This window comes from Bartonella grahamii ATCC 700132 (assembly GCF_000518085.1).
Taxonomy (GTDB): Bacteria; Pseudomonadota; Alphaproteobacteria; order Rhizobiales; family Rhizobiaceae; genus Bartonella; species Bartonella grahamii.
The window spans coordinates 3,397-27,727 of the sequence record NZ_KI912379.1 but is presented as its reverse complement, the minus strand read 5'-3'; the positions used below and the strand labels follow the sequence as shown (position 1 = coordinate 27,727).

General features: G+C 38.1%; 7 protein-coding genes and 1 pseudogene. 7 read left to right on the top strand and 1 reads right to left on the bottom strand.

Annotated elements, in window-relative coordinates:
• Positions 1-68 precede the first annotated feature (68 nt).
• Positions 69-1,019: a siderophore ABC transporter substrate-binding protein gene (locus tag U736_RS0110495; RefSeq protein ID WP_026500775.1), complete on the bottom strand. Its 951-nt coding sequence runs from the start codon at positions 1,017-1,019 to the stop codon at positions 69-71.
• A 197-nt stretch (positions 1,020-1,216) separates the two neighbouring features.
• Here U736_RS0110495 and U736_RS12065 point away from each other — a divergent pair, with 197 nt between their 5' ends.
• From U736_RS12065 to U736_RS11455, 7 genes and pseudogenes are all read left to right on the top strand, one after another.
• The gene (locus U736_RS12065; protein WP_026500774.1) at positions 1,217-7,642 is read left to right on the top strand and encodes an autotransporter family protein; all 6,426 of its coding nucleotides are present in this window, start codon (positions 1,217-1,219) and stop codon (positions 7,640-7,642) included.
• Positions 7,643-8,316: 674 nt separating this feature from the next.
• Complete coding sequence (locus U736_RS13045; RefSeq protein ID WP_026500773.1) at positions 8,317-11,451, top strand: autotransporter family protein; 3,135 nt, start codon at positions 8,317-8,319, stop codon at positions 11,449-11,451.
• A 1,162-nt stretch (positions 11,452-12,613) separates the two neighbouring features.
• Entirely contained in the window at positions 12,614-15,454 is a 2,841-nt protein-coding gene (locus U736_RS0110470; RefSeq protein ID WP_015856790.1) for an autotransporter outer membrane beta-barrel domain-containing protein, read from the top strand.
• A gap of 443 nt (positions 15,455-15,897) precedes the next feature.
• Positions 15,898-19,263, top strand: coding sequence for an autotransporter outer membrane beta-barrel domain-containing protein (locus U736_RS0110460; RefSeq protein WP_026500772.1), 3,366 nt, complete (start codon positions 15,898-15,900; stop codon positions 19,261-19,263).
• 484 nt (positions 19,264-19,747) lie between these two features.
• Positions 19,748-20,083, top strand: a complete 336-nt coding sequence (locus U736_RS12060) for a hypothetical protein (protein WP_143711779.1) — start codon at positions 19,748-19,750, stop codon at positions 20,081-20,083.
• Between the two features lie 908 nt (positions 20,084-20,991).
• Entirely contained in the window at positions 20,992-21,273 is a 282-nt protein-coding gene (locus tag U736_RS12985; protein WP_034452331.1) for a hypothetical protein, read from the top strand.
• A 1,063-nt stretch (positions 21,274-22,336) separates the two neighbouring features.
• Positions 22,337-24,331, top strand: a pseudogene (locus tag U736_RS11455) (autotransporter outer membrane beta-barrel domain-containing protein); the annotation flags it as partial.

The following is a 24,331-nucleotide window of genomic DNA, read 5'->3' as shown; positions in this document are numbered from 1 at the left end:
AAGACTGCTTAATAAACAATCTCTGCTTTTAAATTTTATTTATATAGCAAGCAAGCTCTTTTGTATGCTTATTTGCTCTTTGTAAAGGCTTCATTGATCTGCTTAGCGGTTTCAAAGAGTCCCGTTAAACCACCACTTGCACGATACCAGCTCCAAGAGTCCAAATAAATAATTTGATTTTGTTTGCTTGCTGTTGTGCGGTGAACAAGCTCATTGTTAAGCAATTGTGCTGCAGATTGCCCTTCACGTCCAATTGCGGCATCCCGATCAATCACCAACAACCAATCAGGATTTGTCTCAAGAATAAATTCAGGAGAAATGAGCTGTCCATGTTTTTGTACAGTGAGTTTATCGGTTGCAGGGGCAATTCCAAAAGCGGAATGCAAAATATCAAAACGTGATTTTGGTCCTAAGGCACTGATTTTTCCACCAGAAGTCATGAGTACAAGACCTTGGCCTTTTCCTTTAGTATTTTTACGAACTTCAGCTAAAGTTTCATTGAGTTTTGCAATTTCTGCTTCAGCTTCTTTTTCTTTGCCAAAAATTTTGCCAAGGATAGACACATTCCGTTCAATATCTGCAAGAGAGTTTTCATTTCCTACAGTTAGATCAATTGTTGGAGCGATTTTGGATAAATCGTTATATTTTGCTTGAGTTCTGGAGGAAATAATAATCAAATCAGGTTGAAGAGTGGCAATTTTTTCATAATCGGGTTCAAAAAGGGTACCAATTTTTTCATATTTTGCATCATCAAATTGTTGCAGATAGGATGGTTTTTTTCCTTCAGGAATACCGATAACCGCTTTGATACCAAGGCGATTCATATTATCAAGAGAGGCAATATCAAACACAACAACCTTTTGTGGAGAAGCGGGAACAGGAGTCGTGCCTGAAACATGATTAATTGTTACATTTGTTTGAGTACTCGTATTTGCAATACTCATCTGTGTCCATAAAACAGTTGCAAAGCTAATTGCAACCAGTAAAACAGAAGTCATCCGTTTCATATATTTTATCATCGTAATTTTATCCTTTTATCTAATATTATAAGGGTTTGCGCACTTAAAAACTTAACTTTGGTATTTTTATGCACAAAATGAAGCATAAATAAATAACACTATGTTGTAAAATTGACTAACATATGTTACAAATTGTTCACTTACCTCATTTTCACTTAATTCTAGTGTTTTTGCAACATATTTAGAAAGTTTAACATATGACCAATGTATTTAAAAAGCGTACAAGTCTGTACGCACTGACAACAAGTGCTCTCTTCTTTTTACAAAGTGTAGATGCTTCGGCTGGTTGGTTTAGCATATCACTTCCAAAACTACCTTCTTCACTTTCATCTCTGATACCATCTTTCGGAGGTTCATCACCATCTCCTGAGCCTAAAGCAGCAGAATTGCCTGCGCCTCCTGCACCACGAGTCGCTGGTCCAAACGAGGGTAATCGTATAGGCAATGGCAATGGCGGTGGCGTCCCTGGAGCTGGAGCTGGTGGTCTTGGTGGTGCTGGTGGTCTTGGTGGTGCTGGTGGTCTTGGTGGTGCTGGTGGTCTTGGTGGTGCTGGTGGTCTTGGTGGCGCTGGCGTCCCTGGTGGTGCTGGTGGTGCTGGAGCTGGCGGTGTCCCTGGCGGTGTTGGTGTTGGCGGTGTCCCTGGTGGTGTTGGCGGTGTTGGTGCTCCTGGTGCTGCTCCTGGTGTTGTCCAAGGTGCTCCTGTTGCAAGTTCATGTTCTGATGGGAGTTTCTTGTCCCTTAACTCTGTGCTCTGTTCTGATACGAGGTATCATCAGCTAAAGAGAAGTACTATTGGTGTGTTGAAGTTTGGTGATAACGCTATGCATGTCACAGGACAGGTTACTCGGAAAGAGGTGTATAAATCGGGTGAGAAACAAGTCTTGTTTTCGGATCGAGGTACGACTGTTGAGTTAGATACTGTGTCTATTAGGGGGATAGCTGTTCCAAAAGGTCATGTAATTTTAAATTCTAATAACATTGGTAATCCTAATGATTTAGAAAATAGGCCTGATGATTACAATAGCTATCTTGATACAAAAGTGGGGGCAGGAATATTAGCAACACTTGGTTCAAGAGTTAAGCTAGAAAATTCAAATATTAAGGACTTTATAGTTGGGGTTGATGCTCAAAGCGATTCAAGGATTCATATGAAGGGTGGAAGAATCGTTTATACTGGGATAGGAGCTTCTTCTGATCATGATTCGTTTATTTTTCTAAATGGAGTGGATTTTTATCCTGTTGGAATTGGTTTGAAAAGTGAGGGCCGGTCTGGAATAATGATGCAGTCCGGGTCAATTAATCTTGATACAGGTGATGTGGGAGTTTTAGCCGGATATAAAGGGATTGTAAGACTAGATGGAGTTCGTATTAACAGTCGAAAGGGGATAAGCGGGCGAAAGAGTTCTGATTCTGAAAGTTCTTCAAATTTAATTTTCCTGTCAGATGGAGGTCTTATTTCTGTTGAAAAAGGAAGAGTTGAAGGTTCTGATGCAGTTGCTCTTTGGGTTACTGATGGTGCTAATGAGTTTGTAACCGCTCCGATAGATGATCGTGGTTTTGTGGGTGGTCTTTTGGCAACTCGTTTTCATATTGATGATACGGATGGTGGTGATAAAGATGATTCTATTTATTCAAAAGATGAAATGCTTGAGCTGAATGGACTCTATTATACTTATCACGCTACGGAGGATGCTCTTGTTACTCCTCTCTCTACTATAGGGAAGACTAGATCTGATCAGGACGCTTTGCAATATATAGTGAGTATAACGGGTAAGGAGAGTAAAAGTCATTTTAAGATTAAAGCTGACATTCAAAGGTCAACTATTCAAATAGCGGGAGAAGGTTCTTATGGCATATATTTTAATACGGCAGCTGCAGAAGATGAAGAAGAAACAGATGCAGAAGAAATCATAATAAATAAAGACAATAGTCGTACAGCGCAGATGGTTTCTTTAACAGGAACTACTCTTAAAATTCCAGAAGGTATAGCTATTTATGGTGGTGATTTAAATGGTGCTGTCATTTTAGGAGAGAATAGCGTTCTTTCGGGTGATCTATTTTTAAAAGCTGAATCTCATTCTAGTCTATTGGTGCACGCTCATGAATCTTCGATTATAGGTGCAGCTCGTGTTGATGAGAATGCAAAAGCTGCGCTTTATTTGTCTCGTTCAGGACTGTATTTAACAAAAAGTACTCATCATCAACCATTGGAGAAAGATAGACATCGTATAGATTCAAATCTTTCGGCGGTATATCTTACAAATAGTAGTATTGTATTTTTGCCTCCAAAAAGTGCAGATGAAGGTTATCAAACACTGCAACTTGGAAATGAAGAAGGTACGCATCTAGGTAGCGGTTTGTATGCTGAAGGAGATGCTAGGCTTTATGTCAATGTGAATTTTGTTTCTGGTGATTCAGGTAACGTTAAGCTTATGTCTGATAAGCTTTTGGTTTATGGCGCTGTTACTGGAAAAACGAAGGTGTATGTAAATGATAGTTCTGTCATCACCACTTTAAATGAAAAACTAAAAGATGGAGAGAAAATTCAGCGTCAAGCTGTGCAAAATCAAGGTGAACGGGAGCAAAATACAAAAAAACCTGCCCCTCTTCTAATTATTCAAGTTTATGGAGACGCACGAAAAGATTCTTTTGAACTTGCTAATGAATATGTCACATTGCAGGGATCTCCTTATCAATATATTCTTAGGGCGTCTGGTCCAATACAATATAGTTCTTCTGGTTCAATACGATTTTCCAGTAATTCAGAAGAATTAGAAGATTATCCTGATACACTGTGGACTTTCAGCTTAGAAAGTAAGTTAGAAAATGGTGAAAGTCGGCGAAATATAGCTGCTAGTATAGCTCATGGACCTCGTAATAGTATTAAGCCTGTTGTTTTTGATGTTTCATCATCTGAAGGTGAAGGCACTGTATCTGGGGTAAATGGTTCTTCAGAATTAGATTCTTCATTAACACTTGATCAAGTTACTGCTTCTGTTTTGCCTAGCAATCCTGAACTACTTGGGAGATCTGATGTAGAAGAGCCTGATGTGGATTCAGTTGATGCATCTGTTAGAAATCTTACTCCAACTTTTGAAGCTTCAGGAAATACTCCATCTGTTTCAGGAAGTGTTTTGCCAACTGAGAAAACTATTGATGGAAGTGTAGATACTTCTCTTATTGCTTCTCCTAATAGAACGGATAGTCAGAATGAAGTACAAGATGCTACAGTGGCCCATAGTGATACTGATACAGTTGATGTGAATGATGTAAGTGAAGGTGGTACTCCATCACCGGAAACAGAAGATAGATTAACAGATGGAAATAGTGAAACTTTAAGTATTTCTCTTCTTGATAATTCAAGTGCGGAATCTGATGATGTGGGGTATGATATAGTGGACGAAGAAGGTAATATTACAGAGGGTAATAGTACAAAGGTTGAATTAATTCCGTCTCAGACTGTTATATCTTCTGCTCCTCAACCTTCTACGCTGGAGAGTTCTGTACTTGGAAGGTCTGACACAGGCGATTCTGATGTGGAATTAGGTCCTTTGACTGGAACTTCTTCAGTTTCTGAAACTGAAGAACGGACTTCATCTTCTGCTCCTCAATCTTCTTCGTTGGGAAATGTCAAGACTGAAGTGCCTGCTGCTTCTGGAAAAACTAAAAAGCCTAAGCTTTCTTCTACTCTAGTTAATTCTATTAAATCTAAGCAAAGGAAGCTTGCCTCTAAGGAGATGGATGGTAAACCTGTAGCAAGTGTTCTACTTTATAATAAAGGAGCCGACACACTCAGATCTGAATCGCAAAAGCCTATGGTGGCGACTGTATCAGCCAATGGTATAAAGCAGGAAGGTATTTCTTCTCAGTGTAGTAATACGGAGAAAAATGGTACGGAAAGACTGCAAGTTGCTTATTTTTGTAGTGATGGTCAATCACATACAATGACAAATCTTACACTGAAGGCAAATGAGAAAACTCAGCGTTCTATGCATGCAAAGAGTAATACAGTTGTTAAATTAGAGGGTGCTACTATTAGTGGTATGGATTTTTCTGATAGTAAAAATAATGTTGATTTTACTGCAATACAGGCGGTGAGTGCTGTACTTGCAGAAGAGAAAGCAGAGATTGTTTTGGATAATAAATCAACAATTACATCTTCTGTGATTGGGCTTGAAGCGCAAAGTGGCGGAAAGGTTAGGATGACTGGTGGGACAGTCGATGCGCTTTATGTGGGTGCTTTGGCTGGTTCTGGATCATCTATTAATTTAAAGGATACAAAAATTAACGTGACGGGGGATGTTGCAGCTGGTCTGGCAAGTCAAGGCGGTAAGATAACCATGGATTCTGGGGCTATTACTTTGGCAAAGGGAGTAGCAGTGTTGTCAGAATCTGGGGGGAGCGTAGAGTTAGACAAAGTTAGCATTAATGTGAAAAAAGCGACAGGGAAGTTAGATTCCATAGAGAACTTAGAGCGTGCAGCTTTTCTGTTGAGTGATAATGCTTCCATTGATTTTAAGAATGGAAATGTTGTTACTGATTCTCGTGCTTTGTGGATTATGAACTCTGGTGATAATGTGGTTGAGGCCGGTTCTCCTAGGAGAAGGAGATCTTCTGAGGTTCGTCCTACTATGAATCGCGCAAATATCGAGTCTTCTACTGTTAAAGTAGAAGGTGATGGAACCTATGGTATATATTTTGATGGAGTAACACAGAAAGAAGAGAGTCAACAAAATCGAAGTAAGGATTTAGCAACTGAGGAAGAAGTTGTTGTTAAGTGGAGTGCTGTATCCAAACAGGAGAAAACACCTATAGGCATAACAGGAACAGTTTCGTTGAAGAAAACTGATTTTGAAGTTGCAAAGGGTATAGCTATCTATGGTAATAATTCTGGTGGTCATGTTTCATTAGAAAATAAAACAACTCTTGCTGGTGACTTATTATTAAAAGTCGAGAATGATTCTAATATATCAGTTACGGTTGATAGCTCTATTGTTACAGGCGATGTTCGCGTTGATAAAAGTTCTTATGCAAAATTAGACTTGGCTAATAGTTCACAGTGGGTTCTAAAAAGAAGTGCGCAGAAGAATTTGGGTACTCTAGATTCAGGATGTGTGGATTCATGCGTTTCTTCTGTGAGACTTGTAAATAGTGCTATTGATTTTAGATCTTCCGAATCTGAAGGGAAATATCAGACTCTCCATATTGGAAATGGGAACGGCACAGTTTATGAGGCACAGGGTGATGCTGTAATTCATCTCAATGCACGTTTAAATCCTCATGATCCGAGTGATCAACAAGTGACGGATCGGCTTGTCATTCATGGTGATGTTTCTGGAAAAACAAAAATACATGTACGAGGTGATGCGGGCAATGTAGGAGATGCTAGAGCGAATGGAAAGATTGCTCACAGTGTTTCAGTTATTCAGGTCTATGGTCAAGCGAAGAAAGATTCTTTCGAACTCGATGGCAATTATGTTGCACTGAGCAACTCACCTTACAAATACACTCTTCGTGCTTATGCTCCAAAAGCGACTTCGAAACAGGAGCATGTTCAGCAGAAGTTTGTTAAGGATGGTGGAGAGTTTTGGAACTTCCGTCTAGAAAATCAGTATGTTAAGTCTATGGGATCTGCTGCCCTTTCTGAACAATTTGTAAGGTCTGTTGTTCCACAGGTTCCAACTTATCTTGTCTTGCCTAATAGTGTATTCCACGCTGGTTTGATGGATATCAGTAATCAAAACAAGCAGTTGGAGACGTTGCGGATGACTTCTACAGGAAGGGTAGAGGTTCGTGAGAATCCTGCTTTATATTTACGCGGCTATGGTGGAAGTTATCGTTATGCTTCGAATTTATCAGCACTTGAATATGGTTATGGCGGTGATCTTAGTTATAATGGTGTAGAGGCAGGTGTTCTGCTGCAAACTATTGAAAACTCTGATAGTGCTATATCCTTTGGCGTTATGGGAACTTATGGAAAACTTTCTCTGCAGCCTTTGAATGTTGAGCAAAGTCAGAAGAGTGCATTTGATAAATGGACTGCTACAGTATATGGTAGCATGCAGCATAATGTTGGCTTCTATGTCGACGGACTTTTATCCTATGGTCTATTCAAAGGTGATGTTCTCACCCTTGCACGGGGTAAGACAGCAACATTGAAAGGTAAACCTTTGAGTGTTTCCTTAGCAGGTGGTCAGACAATTGCTACAGGATATAAGGGTTTTGTCTTTGATCCGCAGGTTCAGGTTGTGTATCAACATCTCCAGTTTAATAAAGCCCGTGATATCGACAACTTTGATATTGAAATGGGGAACCTTGATCAGTGGGTGGCACGTGTTGGTGGACGCTTAACCAAGACTCCTATAGGCTCTGAAGGCATGGATGCTGTTGCTTTCTACGGTAAGCTTTATCTTGCTCACGGTTTTGAAGGAAAACAGTCTGTGCATTTCAAGGATGCTTTCAAGTTAGGGGCTTTTGGTTCTTCATTAGAGGCTGGATTAGGCTTTAATGCCAAATTTTTGCCACAGTTCTCTCTGCATGCTGATATTCTCTATCAACATAAGCTTAATAAGGCTGGTTTTTCTGGAACAAGTTTTTCTGGAGGAATACGTTATCAGTTTTAATATAAGGTACAGTATGTACTTTTTAGAAAAGGCAGCACAATGTGCTGCCTTTTTTCTTTGTAACAACTTGTGTTGCTCTTAAAAGCTTTTCATCTTCTTGATTGAGCAAAAAAGACATAGTTTGTTTTATGTATGAGAGCACTTTTTTACGCTAAAGCGAATTTTTTTAAAGTTTATGCTGCTACTGATACGATAGAGTGCCTCACTTTTATCGGCTTTTTAAGCGTTCAGTAGTCCAGTATGGGTTACCTTATCCTTTTTGGTAGTGATTGATATTATCTAATATAATATTTGATGTTTTATAAAACTCGTTTTTGAGAGTTTATTTTCCACTGATTTAACTCATTGTTTTATTTATCTTCTTGTTGATTAATTTTTAAAGTTCACAAGGTTTAGTTGTTTTTTTAATTAATTGCACGCACTGATTTTATTTTTTCTTTACACGAAATACAGAATGCATTATACACCCATAAAGTGCAATTGTTAATTATTCTCTTATAGGTAGTTTTAGCGTAGAGCTTCTGCCGAATGTATTGGGATAATTCATTGCACAGTTCAGATGAGCATGAGGCATGTTCTTTTTGTTACACTTTTCGTGTTTTGAGGTGTGCAATGGGATGTTTTGCAGGTGCTTTTATTTTTAATGAGAGGGGAAGAAAAGTTTCGAGGGAACTATGATTAAAGTTTTTAGAAATCATCTATGTTTGTGTGCTTGTACAACAGCTATCCTCTCTTTGTTCCAAAATGGAAGAGAAGTTTATGCGGCTACAGAGGAGGTCGGTAAACCTTATGTTATAAAGGTTATCCCAGTTGTCTCTGCTAATTCTTCTCCTCATCTTAGCGGGAGTAATAAGCATAAGCTTCCTCTTAGTGGAGAAAGTGGGGATAATTATTATCCTCCTAATATGATTCCTGTTCGCAATAACGATGAGGGTATTCGTGGGGGGAGCGATTATCGTAAGCTGAGTGGAAAGGTTGGATGGAATGGGCATACGGGTAATGTAGATAACTCTGTTAAAGATGCAGACTCTGATGGAAGAGATGTGAATCCTGGGTTTTATTACTATAGTGGATTATATTACGTATGCGATAATTGCGGGGAGTCTAAAGGGGAGTCTAAAATTGATAATAAGTCTTATAAGATTACGAATGAAAACGCTTCCTTCTATCCTGATGTTCCTACTGCTATAACGGTGAAAGGAAGAGGCACAAGGGTTAGTGGGGGGGGTGTAACGGTTAGTAGTCAAGTTGCTGATAAAACTTTTCTAGTGGGGGTGCATGTATTAGAGAACAGTAAGATTGTTTTGAAAGATCCGATTATCAAAAATACAGTTATAGCCCTTCGTGCGAGTGATGGCGTGATTGAGGTAAAAAATGGCAAGATTAAGGAAAGTAATGAGGGTGTTGATGCAGCAGAGAACTCGTTTGTTCTTTTAGAAGATACAGAAATTAAGACCGCTAATGGGAACGCAAGCCTTTTAAGTTATGATCATTCAGAAGTTTGGATGTCAGGTGGATCAGTTGATTTTATGAACAGCCATGGGGTTTCTTCGACGTTAGGTGGGAAGGTAAATCTCGAGAATGTTGAAATTACTGGGAAGGCGGACAAAGGCAAGGATCATGCGGTTGTGCATACGGATTTAGGGGGGGCTGTTAATTTAGAGGGTACGACTATTCGTGCTATGGATGTCCATGGCATATTATTAGAAAATACAGTCGATTCTATTCCTCTGCAGGAAGTTAAAGATTTATCAAATGAAGATTCTGATTCAAAGATTCCTGTGACTGAAGTTAATATGAAATCCTCTTCTGTTACTGTAAAGGGTAAGGGATCTTATGGTATCTATTTGCGAGGAGAGAAGCCATGGAGTGAAGGTGGGGATAAAAAAGAAGAAATTTCATCAGAGGAAGAAAAAGCTTTACCACGATTAGAAGTTGTTAATTTGGATAAAACAGAGTTTTCTGTTTTAGACGATGCGGCTCTTTATGGTAGAAACATTATTTCTGGTGCGGTGGGGTTGGTGCACAGCACTCTTCGTTCAGGGAATTTTTTATTAAAAGCTGAGGAAGGTGCTTCTATAACAGTTTTGGCTGATGCTTCTACTCTTGAAGGTCGCACACATGTGGATAAAAATTCTAATGCCGAACTTTATTTGGGAGGCCGTTCTAAATGGATTTTACAACAACCGTTGCAAAAAGATCAACATGAGGCTGCCCATGATTCTTCTATTTCTCTCGTTAGTCTTATGGGTGAGAGCTCTATTAATTTTAAAAGACATGAATCTTCTTCTGCTGATGATTATCAAACCCTTCGTATTGGAAAGGGAAAGGGTGAAGTTTATAGAGCACGGGACGGTGCCTCTATTTCCCTTAATAGCTATCTGAATAGTGGTGGTGCTCTTGATCATCAAAAGACTGATCGTGTTTTAATTCATGGTGATGTTTCGGGAAAAACAAAGCTCCAAGTGCATGGAGTTTCAGGAAGTCCAGGAGGATACACGGGAAGGGGAGGAAATGATGAAGGTATTTCAATCATTCAGGTTTCTGGACAAGCAGAGCAAGATTCTTTTCAGTTGGAAGGTGGTTATGTAGCACTAGATAAATTACCTTATCAGTATAAGCTTTATAGTTATGGTCCAGGGTCTCATTTAGGAAAAGCAAACATGGATCAAAGATTAGTTGAAGGGAACGGAGAATTTTGGGATTTTCGCCTTGAAAGTAGATCTATAGATTCTGATGTTAAACCTAAACCAGATCCTGCTCCGAAGCCTTTTCCTGACCCAATTCCAGGACCAGAACCTTCTCCAGCACCAGCTCCAGAGCCTCATCCTAAGCCGGGAGTTAAGGCTGTTGTTCCGCAGGTTCCGACTTATCTCCTTTTGCCTAATGCCTTACGTCATATTGGTTTGATGAATGTGAGCAATCAAAATAAGCGATTAGAAGCTTTACGAATTTCTTCTGAGGGCTTATCAGAAAGTGGTGAAAATCCTTTCTTTTTTGTGGGCGGTTATGGCGGCAATCATCGTTATACTTCAAATCTTTCCGCGCTTGAATATGGTTATGGCGGCGAGCTTGATTATAATGCCATAGAGGCAGGTGTTTTGCTGAAAGCAATCGAAAATATGTATGGTTCCACTTCTTTTGGAATTATCGGGGCCTACGAGAGATTTTCTTTGCAACCTTTGAATGTTGAGCAGAGTCAAAAAAGTACATTTGATAAATGGTCAGTTACAGCATACGGTGGTATGCAGCATGATGCGGGTTTTTACGTTGATGGTCTTGTGTCTTACGGTTTGTTTAAAGGTGATGTTCTAACAACTGCACGTGGCAAGACGGCAACATTAAAGGGAAATCCTTTAAGTGCTTCATTGACTGCTGGTAAAACGTTTATGGTGGGGGAGAACGGTTTCGTTTTTGATCCGCAAGTTCAAGTTGTTTATCAATATCTTCAATTTAATAAAGTGCCTGATGTGGATGGCTTTGATATTGAGCTGGGAAAGCTTCATCAGTGGATAGGGCGTGTTGGAGGGCGTTTAACAAAGAGGCTGGTCGCAACTGATAAGGCTCAAGTTGTTTCTTTCTATGGCAAGCTTCATCTTGCTCACGGTTTTGAAGGAAAACAATTTGTGCATTTTAAAGATGCTTTTCAGCTAGGCTCTTTTGGTTCTTCGTTAGAAACTGGATTAGGTTTTAATGCCCAATTGTCTCAAAAATTTGCGCTTTACGGCGATTTGGTTTATCAGCACAAGCTAACGAAAGCTGGTTTTTCTGGAACTAGTTTCTCTGGTGGTTTGCGTTATCATTTCTAGTTTTGTTGCTGTTTCTGATTAATCTTTGAAAAAGCCACAAGTTATGCTTGTGGCTTTTTCTTATTCTCTATTCATTTTGTGTTATAGCCTTTTTACGAGAGTGTAACTTCGCATATCTTTGATATGCTTTTGGGTTGGACTTCTTTCATTTTTTTGAAAAGTTTGAAGAGTTTGTACGTTATGGTTTCAAAACGCGTATTTCAGAGTGATTATTATATTATTTATTATATGCCGATTGATAAAGATATTTTTAATTCAGGATGCGGAAATATTTTCAATGCTCTTATGATGAACCTATAAAAAGCATTTCGTTGCATATTATGTAAGATTGGCAAGTGGATAATTGTCTAAGAAAGGAGTCAATATAATTTTGGAGGATTATGTTAAGAGAAGAGGATTTACAATATTAGAAATTGGCAAAGGAAAAGAAGATACTCAAGCGCAATGAGGGCTATATCCGATGAACTTTATATTATATCCGCTGTCGTTGTGAAATGGGGATGGAAAAAATGAGAGATATCTGAGAAAACTGATGAATGAGAAACATAATGACATATTGTTTTTGGAAAATGTGTTTTCTTAAAAGGAATGCGATAAATACCAGGATGAAGTCATGTATAATCTTTACTTTTTAAAGATCCGGCTCTGAATGCGTTTAAATGTTATCAAGTTACATTAAAAGGAGGTAGTAAAAATAGGAACTGATTTTTACACGTTCCTACTCTTTATTAGGCTGTCTTGCCACGAAGTTTGTCTAAAAAGGCATAGGTAAACTCTTGTTTTTCAATTTTAGTATATGTTTTGTCTGCTTACAAAGTACATATTGTTTCAATATAATATTTCTATCGTAAGGAGGTTGATTATACCCGTTCTGGGGGGGGGGACAGCAGTTAATGTAGGCGTTTTTGATGCATGTCAACCGATTAAGGCTATTTTGGAATAACAACTTTAAAGGTGATTTTTCTGTCGTTCTTCAGTTATATTTTTGCAATTTTTTTGTAAAATCAAAAGATTTAGATTGTATTTTTGAGTAATTTTTTAATTCCATATTTACATAAAACACAAAAAATATTAACAATCTTCCTGTATTTAAATCAAAACGTATTAATTTTTTTGATACATTATGTGTTGCTCTGTGGCGGGGCGAAATTATGGTGTAATTATGGTAAATCTATTTAAAAATCGTTTCTCCTTATGTACTTTTACAACAGCATGTCTCTTTTTTGCACACAATGTTGATGTTTTTGCACACAATGCTGAATCTCAAGTTTTCTCTGGAAAAAAGCAGTCTTCATGTGATCAGAATGCAGCATTTTATCAGTGTTCTGATGGTGGAGAGCACAAAATTAATAATAAAGTTTATTCACTAACGAATAAAAATATTAATGGTGTTTATGGAGCCATGGAGGCGTCTAGGGAAGGTACAATTATTCGTGGCGAGAATATAACTGTTAAGGGTATTTTGGATGAAAAGAATAATTCGGAAAAGAATTTTTGGAAATATGGAGTAAAGGCATCAGAACATGCGAACGTCTATCTGAGCGATTCTACGTTGAGTGGCGTTTTAGTGGGGGTGGAAGCTCAAGGTGGTTCCCTCACAATATCTGGTGGATCGATTGATGCAATTAAAGTGGGGGCTTTTGCAGAAGGAAAATCTCAAAGTAGAGTTGATTTAAAGAATACGCAAATTAGGCTAGGGAGTGTTGGGGTTAAAGCAGGAGAAAAAGGATATCTTATTTTAGAGGGTGTTTCTATTACCGGCAAGGGGAATACTGGCAAGGATGATCAAGGGCTGGATACAGGTCGGCAAGCAGCTTTTCACATATCTGAAGATGGTTATGTTGAGTTTATGAAAGGGTCTGTTGATGTTAGTGATGCTCATGGGCTTTTATTGCAGGGAAATAAAGGTTCTCAGATTAATATTGGAGATTCCAATATTACAGTGAAAGGTAATGCATTTTATGGTATGCATTTTGAAGGTAAGGCAACATCAGGTGGTTCGTCAGAGGGGGAATCATTGCGCGTTGATTTGAGAAAAACGCGTTTTTTAGTTCCAGATAGTATAGCTCTTTATAGCAGTCAATCTGGAAAGTCTGAAATATTTTTAAAGGAAACAAAGCTTTTTGGAGATTTGTTGCTGAAGGCTGATCGTCACTCTTCTATAAAGGTTGTTGCTGATGATTCTGCACTTGTCGGTCAAACTCAGGTTGATAATAGTTCTACAGCTGACCTTAAATTGAAAAATAATTCACAGTGGGTTTTATTGCAACCAAAAAAATTACAAGATCCTAATAATAGAGGTGTTTTATTTATTTCATCGGTAGATCTTTCTAATAGTTCTATTATTTTTAAAAAAACAAAGTCCAGTACTGATCATACATATCAAACGCTTCATATTGGAAAAGGAAAAGGTCTTGTTTATCAGGCTGGTAGTGGTTCTTGGGTTCATTTGAATGCATGTTTAAATCCTAGTGATACAAGTGGTAATCAGGTAACGGATCGGCTTCTCATTCATGGTGATGTTTGGGGAAAAACTATAGTCCATATACAAGGGGTTGCGGGAGGTTTAAAAGGAAAAAACGAAAAAGCGCATAGTGTTTCAATTATTCAAGTTTATGGAGATGCATTGTATGACTCTTTTCAACTGAATGGGCAGTATGTTGCATTAAATGGCGCGCCTTATAAATATGTTCTTCGTTCTTATAGCCCAGGTGATACTCTAAGGGATGAGCATGTTAAACAGAAATTTGATTCGAAGAGAGGAGCATTTTGGAATTTTCGTTTAGAAAATGAATATGTTCAACCTGCTGGTTATAGAGGAACTCTTATGGTTTCTAAACGTACACCTCCTGCACGTGCTTCTTTTGAGGATATTGTTCCAGAATCTTCTGATGATGTTGTTCCAGAATCTTCTGGTGATGTTATTCCAGAATCTTCTGTGGATGTTGTTCCGGTGTCTTCTGCGGATATTGTTTCAGCGCCTTCTGCGGATAGTCTTTCTAAAATTGAAAATGCTCCCTCATCTCGACGAGGTGTAAGATCTGTTGTTCCTCAGGTACCAACTTATCTCCTTTTGCCAAATAGTTTGTTCCATGTAGGTTTGATAGATATTAGCAATCAAAATAAGCAGCTGGAGACAGTACGGACTAATTTGGGTGGAATGTTGGAAATTCGTGAAAATCCTGCTTCATTTTTGCGTGGCTATGGTGGGAGTTATCGTTATGTTTCAGATTTATCTGCGCTTGAATATGGTTATGGAGGGGATCTAGGGTACTATGCGCTAGAGACAGGTGTTTTGCTACAAACTGTTGAAAATGTTGACAGTACTATATCCTTTGGGGTTATGGGGTCTTATGGAAAGCTTTCTCTACAGCCTCAAGATGTTGTACAAAGCCAAAAAAGTACATTTGATAAATGGACTGCTACAGTATATGGCAGTATGCAGCATGATGCAGGATTCTATGTTGATGGTCTTTTATCCTATGGTCTGTTTAAGGGAGATGTTCTGACAACTGCTCGGGGTAAGACGGCAACATTGAAGGGTAACCCTTTAAGTGTTTCCTTAATGGGTGGTCAGAAAATTGTCACAGGATATGAAGGTGTTGTTTTTGATCCACAGGTTCAGGTTGTTTATCAACATCTTCAATTTAATGCGGCTCGTGATATTGATAATTTTAATATTGAGATGGGTAAACTGGATCAATTGATGGTGCGTATGGGGGGGCGTTTGATGAAGACCCTGACTGCGTCTGAAAAAGATCGTGATGTTTCTTTCTATGGAAAGATTCATTTTGCCCATGATTTTGGCAAAGAAAGAGCTGTGCGCTTTAAAGATTCTTTCCAGTTAGGGGCTTTTGGTTCTTCTCTAGAGGCTGGATTAGGTCTTAATGCTCGCTTGTCTCAAAAAGTTGCGCTTCATGGTGATTTGGTTTATCAGCATAAGTTGAGCAAAGGTGGTTTTTCTGGGGTCAGTTTTTCTGGTGGGTTGCGCTATCGTTTTTAGAATGATCATCTTGGGGTAAGTTGTTTAAAAAGCCACAAGCATAGCTTGTGGTTTTTTATTATTTGTTTGCAACTTTTAAAATAAGCTTTTTTAAAAAATGTTTTTTGCATGAGCAAGTTTGTTTCTTTTTAGAAACGAGATAAGGATTTCTGGTTTGCAGTTCTTGCTTCTTATGCTGTTTTTCTTCCTTTAGTGTATTTTTATTAAATTCTTTTGAAATCACCGCTTTGGGGTGTTTTTTTATTTTTATCTATATTTTTACGCGTTTTTATAAATAACACAATTTTAAATTGTAATATTTTGGGATTCTGGCTTTACATAAAACATTTAGTGGATATATAAAATACAAAACGTATTTTAAATTATTGCGCGTAACCAAAGTTATTAAACAGAACGCGTATTTTTTTGTTTTTAGAGAAGGGGAAGAAAGTTTGTAGAAAATTATGCTTAAAAATCATCTCTCTTTATGTCATTTTACAACGGTTATTTTTTTCATTGTATACAATGCTGATGCAGGTGAGATTCCCGCTGAGAAGAAGCCATATTCATGTAATGAAAGTGCCTCATTTTATCGCTGTAATGATGGTCAACCGCATGAAATTTCCAAGAAAACTTATCAACTTACGGGTGCAAGTTCTGATGCTGCCATAGAGGCATCAGGGGAAGATACAGTCATTGAGGGAGAGGCTATAATCATTAACGGTGTTTCGAATGCAAATGGCCATTCAGGAGCAAACGCTTGGACAACAGCTGTAAAGTCCTCAAATGGGGGAGGCGTTGCTCTATTTTATTCCATGTTAAATGATGTGTCGATAGGGGCTGATGTTAATGATGAGGGAGCTTTTGAGATGCAGGATGGGGTGATTAAAGCAACCAGAATGGGGATCAGTGTTGCTGGTAAAGGGTCATTTGTTGCTTTGACAAAGACAGAGATTAAGACATCTTCTGATGCGATAGGTCTTTTGAGTTATAATGGTGCAAAAATTTATATGAAAGGAGGGAAAATTAACTTTGCTGATGGCATTGGTGTTCAAACAGGAGGAGAAGGAGAAATTAATTTAGATGGTGTTTCTATTACTGGGAGGGGGAAACAGGGGATAAATACAGATAATCATCGTGAAGCTTCTGCTTTTAGTATGCTTCAGGGGAAAGGCTCTCTTAATTTCCAGAAGGGAAACGTTGATGTTAACAATGCTCATGGCATTGTATTGCAGGGGAATGATAATAATGATGCTCATATCAAATATTCCAATATTTTTGTGGAAGGGAATGCATTTAATGGCATGCGCTTTTTTTGGGAAGCTGTCTTAAATGATAAAAAAACAATTATACCTGGAAAAGGGTCTGTCCATTTGACAAAGACAACCGTTATGGCTCCAGAAAGTACGGCTATTTATAGCCGCCAATTCGAAACTTCTGTTAAACTCTCACAACATTCAAAAATTTCTGGAGATTCACTCCTTAAAGCTGTTGAGCATTCCAATGTAAAGATTGAGGCTGATGCTTCTACTCTTGTAGGAGTTACACATGTTGATGAAAGTTCTACAGCTAAGATAGAGTTAAAAAATGGTTCAAAGTGGATTTTATCGCGACCAAAAGTTGACAAATTGCACAACTCCGATGCTTCTGGTTCTAAGTTAGGGGACTATTCCTTCATTTCATCGGTCAATCTTACGGATAGTTCTCTTATTTTTGAAGAACTAAAATCCAAAACGACAGATGGTTATCAGACACTTCTTATCGGAAAAGGATCAGGGACTGTCTATCGTGCACAAGGCGATGCGCGTCTTTATCTTAATGCATATTTGGATAAAGGAGGTGCTCTGCAAGAGCAAAAAACGGAAAGGCTTTTAATCAATGGTGATCTTGAAGGAAAAACGACAGTCCATGTGTATAGTGTTCCTGGAAGCTCAGGGGCATTGACGGGAGATGGTGGTAATGATCAGGGGATTTCCATTATTCAGGTTTATGGAAAAGCCGCTGAAGATTCTTTTCAGTTAAATGGGGGGTATGTCACACTTGAAGCCTCTCCCTATCAGTATCATCTTAAGAGTTATGGTCCAAGCTCTGCTTTAGGGGCGGCAGATTCCAATCAAAGAGTGCTTAAAAATACTGGAACATTTTGGGATTTTCGCCTCGAAAGTCAATTTGTTGATTCTACTTCTCTCGATTCCACTAAAGTTTTTCCTGTTCTTGATTTGGTTGTCCCTCCTTCTTCTGACGATATTCCTTCTTTTCCTAAAATTCATCCTAATATGACTGGAGGTGAGGATGGTTCTATTGCTTCTAACTCTCAGCAAAAACCTCAGGAGCCAAGTCTTTCTTCTCCTGTAGATTCTCCTGATAGGGACTTTCATCTTACTACCACACCTAATGTACCTGATGTTGTTGTGCTTGAGATCCCCAATCCTCCTTCCTCTCTTGCACCTGTTGTTCCCGCTATTGCTGAATCTAAACCAGTTTCCCCAGTTTCATCTGGTCCTTCTGTTCCGCCGCCTGTTTCCCGCCCCACTTCTGTAGTTGTTGCCCCAGTTGCGTCTGGTTCACCTGTTCCGTCGCCTGTTTCTCGCCCCACTTCTGTTGTTGCCCCAGTTGCGTCTGGTTCACCTGTTCCGCCGCCTGTTTCTCGCCCCACTTCTGTTGTTGCCCCAGTTGCGTCTGGTTCACCTGTTCCATCGCCTGTTTCTCGCCCCACTTCTGTAGTTGTTGCCCCAGTTGCGTCTGGTTCACCTGTTCCGCCGCCTGTTTCTCGCCCCACTTCTGTTGTTGCCCCAGTTGCGTCTGGTTCACCTGTTCCGCCATCTGTTTTTGAGCCTTCTTCTCATTTTGAACCAAATGTGAGAGTCATTGTTCCACAGGTTCTGACTTATATTCTTGTGCCAAATACCTTATTTTATGCTGGATTGATGGATATCAGTAATCAAAACAAGCAGTTGCAAGCGCTGCGAACTGTTTCTGGTCGGTTGTTGAAAAATGATGAAAATTCCGCTTTGTTTTTGCGCGGTTACGGTGGACATCATCATTATACTTCAAATTTATCTGCACTTAAATATGGTGATTATGGCGGTGAGCTTGATTATAATGCACTAGAGGCAAGTATTTTACTCAAGAAAATCGAAAGTGCATATAGTACGACATCCTTTGGGATTATGGGAAATTATGGCAAGCTTTTTTTGCAGCCTCGAAAGGTTAAACAAAGTCAAGAAAGTATATTTGATAAATGGACAATCACAGCATATGGAAGCATGCAGCATGATACGGGTCTTTATGTGGATGGTCTCTTTTCTTATGGTTTGTTTAATGGAAATGTTCTCACACTTGAGCGAGGTAAAACGGCTGCATTGAGAGGTAAGCCCCTAAGTGTTTCCTTAACTGCTGGTAAAACGTTTATGATAGGCAGCCGATATTTTATTTTTGAACCGCAGGTTCAGTTTGTTTATCAAAATCTCCAGTTTCATAAGACTCGTGATATTGATAATTTTAATATTGATATGCAAAGCCCAGATCATTGGGGAATGCGTATTGGTGGGTATTTAACGAAGACACTTACATTTACTAAAGATGCACATGTTCTTTCATTCTATGGTAAGCTTCATTTCATTCGTAGTTTTGATGATAAACAATTTGTGTATTTTAAAGATGCCTTCCAGCTTGGTTCTTTTGGGTCTTCTTTAGAAGCTGGATTTGGTGTTTTTTCGCAACTATCTCCAAAAATTATTTTTCATAGTGATCTGATTTATCAGCATAAATTTACGAATGCCGGCTTTTCTGGAACGCATTTTTCTGGTGGATTAAGCTATCATTTTTAATTGTATTGTTTTTCTGATTTTTGATTTTCATATATAATATAAAGCAAATTATGTGGACGACACATAATAAGAATAATTAGTGCATGAACCAGATCTGTCTTTTCGGTTTTTTATAAAGATAAAATAAAGAAAGTTTAGACTAAATTATGATTAAAGTATTAAAATGCCATGTGTGTGTTCTCTTACGACCTCTATTTTTTTCTTCGCGCACAATATAGATGCGAGTGCAGAAGATTATAAACCTTCATATAATTCTTTTTTTTAATCGTATTCGTGTGATACAGTTGATGCTGCTTGTACTTTTGGAAGTCGTGATAAGTTATATATGAGTGGATTGGATAAGAAAACTACAGATGTTATTTTTACAATACAATCTCATAACATAGTTATTAAGCCGGAAAAAAGTAAAGGGGGAAAAGGCGTTTCAGGAACTGGTTGAATTTTAGAATTAAATAGATCTGAGAAGATTACATCAGCAGTGATTGTGTCAAAAGATAATAAAACTTCTTTTAAAAAGAGTTTTATTATAGGGAATGGCGAAAAGAAAAGTGATAGAAATGCCACGTTACCTCAATCTGTAGTTGGTGTGAAGCAGGGCGGTTTTTTTTCCTTTGATGAAGATAAGATTCAGGTTTCTGATGTTCATGGTATAGCGGTTGAAAGTGCCGAGCCTGTTTTTAAGGAAAGATCATATGAGTTGCAGGATGGTCTTATGTCTGGGATTTTTTTTGAAAACACAGAGATCCTTCTTAAAGGACAAGGGGTTCACGGTTTGCATTTTAGAGGAGCTCCTTCGCAATATGAATATCAAGAGGGATAGCTTCTTACAAGTTTAGGTGAATTTCGGTTTAAAAAGACTGCTCTTCATATTCCCTATGGTACGGCTATTTATAGTAACGATGCTAGGAGGTATTCTTATATTACGATATTAGAGGATTCGCGTATTTTTTGCTGATCAGTTATTAGATGTCAAAAATAATTCATTTGTCGCACTTGATGCCTATGCGTCTTTTCTTGCAGGAGGAGCACATGTTGAGAAAGGTTCTTATGGTAGTGTTGCGTTATTCAATCGATCTCAATGGACTGTAAGAGCAAATAAAAATGCGCTTAAAAATAATCATAAAAAAGTTCCATATTTTGTAGATTCATTTCTTTCATTGGTAAGGCTTATTGATAGTTCTATTTTTTTCAGAAAACCAAGAAATGATTTTTTTAGACACTTCGTATTAGGAGATTGGATGATGATCATAGTTTAGATTATGCTTACAGGGGGACGCACGCTTATATGTTAATGCACATCTTGCTGCAAATGGTAAAAGCAAGGGAATAAAAGCTGATAAACTTCTTAATCTATGGTGATGTTTATGGAAAAACTAAGATGCATATTGTCGATGTTTTAGTGGTTTCAAAAAAATAAAGAACCATAGCAAAGGTAAGCAAAAAGACGATAAAAAGATAGTCTCAGTGTTTCAATTGTTCAGGTTTCTGGACAGGCTGCGGAGGATCCCTTTAAACTGGCAACAGATTATGTTGCTTTAAGAGGAGCGCCTTATCGATATAGTGTTTTCGTGCTAATGGTCCGAATTCTTCTCATGGATAGGTAAAAGGTGGGAATGGATCCGTTAAAGAGAAAAATATTGAGTATAATGGAAATTTTGGAATTATCGACTTGAAGTTGAATATGTTCAGAAACTTTCTCATCTGCGTCATATTCGGTTGGAAAATGATGTGTCTCGTTCTTTAAGCACTTATACTCATCATAATAATGTTTTCGCTGATCATGATGCTTTTGTTCTTTATCCTGAAGAGGGCGTTAAAGCTATTGTCCCGCAAGTTTCAACATATCTATCGATGCCTCATGCTTTGTTTCAGGTTGGTTTGATGGATATGAACAATCACAAAAAACAGCTGGAAACATTGCGTATCGCTGCTGGGGCTTTAGGGGAAAATGGTAAAAAATCCCGCACTTTTTGCGCGAGGTTACGGTGGAAGTTATCATTATGTTTCTGACCACCTGAGCTTCAATATGGCTATGGCGGAAATTTGAATTATAACGCTATAGAGGCAAGTGTCTTGCTCAATGCGATTGAGGATATACATCACACTTTGAGCTTTGGAATAATGGGGAATGATGGAAAAAAATCTCTACAATCTCAAGATCTTGAAGAAAACAAAAAAGTACATTTGATAAATGGTCTATTACAGCATATGGCAGCATGCAGCATGATACAGGCTTTTGTATAGATGTCCTTTTTTCCTATGGTTTATTTAAGGGGGATGTTCTCATGCAAGCAAGAGGCAAGACAACAACATTGAAGAGGAACACCTTTGATTGCGGGTAAGTCATTTATGACAGGACATAAAGGGGATAGTTCGTTTCTGCCTTTCTCTATTTTTTATAAGCCTTTTTTTCATGACCGAAGGTCATGTCGTTAATTTAAATGTGTTCAGATTCTTCTGAACACTCATATTTGTTACAATTACAATTATAGTTAGGGGTTATTTTTGATCCGCAGGTTTAGGTTATTTATCAAAAGGTGCGGTTATAAGGCGTCTGATATTGATGGTTTTGATATTGAAATGGAAAACTTGATTTGTGGGTGATGTGTGTTGGTGGGTCTTTAAGAAAGATGCTTTCTGTCTCTGAAGAGGGGATTGTTGTTTCTTTCAATGGCAAGCTTCATCTTGCCAATAGTTTTGGAGGAAAACAACGTGTACAATTTGGAGATGAATTCCAATGAGGGGCTTTTGGTTTTTCTCTAGAAATTGGAGTTGAGTCGAATACTGAGTTGTCCTCACATTTTGCATTGCATGGAGATGTAACTTATCAACATCGTCTTAGCAAATTAGCAAAGATGGTTTTTCAGAGACCATTTTTTCAGGCGGGTTACACTATCATTTTTATCTATACATAAACTATATAGTAACTTATATATAAGTATATATTTTTATATTAAGTATTAAAAGTAGCTCTTTAGTTTTATATTTATTGTATTTTAAGAATTTTGTTAGTTTAAATATAGATATTATTCTTAAATGAATAAAAATAGGGGAATAGAAGTTGGGAAGAGTTATGGTTTATGTATTGAAAAGACATGTATTTTTATGTAACTTTACAACAGCTATTCTTTATTTTTTGCAGGTTGCTTATGTTAGTGCTGCAGGATCTTCAAGTGATGCAGGAGAGGCATTTTATAAATGCGATGATAGAAAAACACACTTTCTCGCAAATAAAGTTTATTACTTAAAAAATTCTCAGGAGCCTGCGCCTATTGCAGCTATATATGTAGAAAAAGCTGGCACTGTTGTTAATGCCTCTCAGATAACAGTTTATGGCGATAATTCAGATAAAATATCTGCCTATGGGGCGTATGTAAGAAATGGTGGAAAACTTAATCTAACAGCTGCAGATTTTAAGGACATACCTGCTCTTCGTGCTCAAAATGCAGTTATTAGCATGACAGTAGGGGAAATTAAGGGGGCTTCACATGCTATTTATGCATGGGGGAAAGAAACGGATATTTCTTTAGTGAGTGTGAATATCGATATTGAACCAGATAATTTGAAGGTAAAAGGGATCGGTATTATGAGTGGTTTTGATGCAATGGTTAGAATGTCAGAAGGTACCGTTAATTTTAATCAGATTGGCTCATTTTCAACTCGGTTTGGAGGGTGCTATATTCTTGATACTATATGTATTACGGGGCAAGGAAGGAGGGAGGAAGCTAGAATAGATGGTAATGGCGCTATGGGGGTATTGCCTGAAGCTTTTGAGGTTTTTCAAGGGGGGGATGTTCATTTGAAAAAAAATGTTATTCATCTTAACAATATGCATGGATTCTTGATTAAAAATTTTTCAGGTTATGTAGACGATAATGGCAAATTAATTCAAAAGTATGTTTCGCCAGATGGCTTTAAGAATACAAGTATTAAGATAGAAAAAAATAATATTTCTGTGAAAGGGGATGGAGTACATGGTTTGTATTTTAATGTTTTAGCTCCAGAAGAGCTTGCTAAGATGATTAGGCAACGAGATGATGAAAAAGTTTTAGAAATCCAAAAAGTTCTCATAGGGAAGGCATTTGTTTATTTATCACAGACAAATATGACAGTTCCAGATGGTATTGCGATTTATGCGAAGGGGAATAGAGGCTATGGGGCTGAAGGTATTCTTGAATTATCTGATGAAACAAAGATTTCTGGTGATTTGTTGCTAAAAGCTAAAAATAACTCTTCTCTATTGGTGAAAGCAAGTGCTTCTTCTCTTACAGGAGGTACGCGTGTTGACGATAAATCAACTATTGATTTAGAGTTAACCCGTTATTCAACATGGTATCTTACTAAAAGTAAATACAACGGTTTACGGGAATCTGTTTCATCACTTTCTTCTCTAAGTCTTTCCAATAGTACACTGATCTTTTATGATGAAGATATATCGAATGGTTATCAAACGCTACGCATTGGAAAAAGGGCGGATATAGACGCAGGAGATAGAATTCTCGCATCAAAAGATAAAAAAGTTTACAGTGCTGAGGGAAATGCTCAGATTAAGTTGAGTGCATTTTTGAGTGATGAGGGTTTGTTTGATCCCCAAAAAACCGATCGTATATTGATTTCTGGTGATGTCTCGGGAACGACATTCATTCATGTGCAAAATTTTCCAAAAGCTGCAAATAAAGAAGTCCATGATGGAAGAGATCAAAGCATTTCACTTATTCAAGTTGCTGGAACAGCGCAGGCAGGTTCTTTTCAACTCGCCAATGGTTATGATAGTTATACTACAGTGAAAGGTTTTCCTTATCAATATCGTATTCGTGGTTATGGTCCGAATTCGCCCTTTGGAAAAGCGGATGCTAAGCAAAGATTAGTGGAAGGTGAGGGGGATTTTTGGGATTTCCGTCTTGAAGGTATCTATATTTCTTCTAGAATAGGTACTTATAATGGTCCATTTATTAAACCGGCTTCGTTTTCATTATCTCGTCCTTTAGATTCTCCGCCCCCCAATCCACTTCCTACGTCATTGACATCTGCCACAGCTTCTTCTTCTACATCTTCTGATCCTGTTGAT

Coding starts and splice junctions, on each gene's coding strand:
- U736_RS0110495 (WP_026500775.1), bottom strand. CDS start 1,019: ATGATAAAATATATGAAACGGATGACTTCTGTTTTACTGGTTGCAATT.
- U736_RS12065 (WP_026500774.1), top strand. CDS start 1,217: ATGACCAATGTATTTAAAAAGCGTACAAGTCTGTACGCACTGACAACA.
- U736_RS13045 (WP_026500773.1), top strand. CDS start 8,317: ATGATTAAAGTTTTTAGAAATCATCTATGTTTGTGTGCTTGTACAACA.
- U736_RS0110470 (WP_015856790.1), top strand. CDS start 12,614: ATGGTAAATCTATTTAAAAATCGTTTCTCCTTATGTACTTTTACAACA.
- U736_RS0110460 (WP_026500772.1), top strand. CDS start 15,898: ATGCTTAAAAATCATCTCTCTTTATGTCATTTTACAACGGTTATTTTT.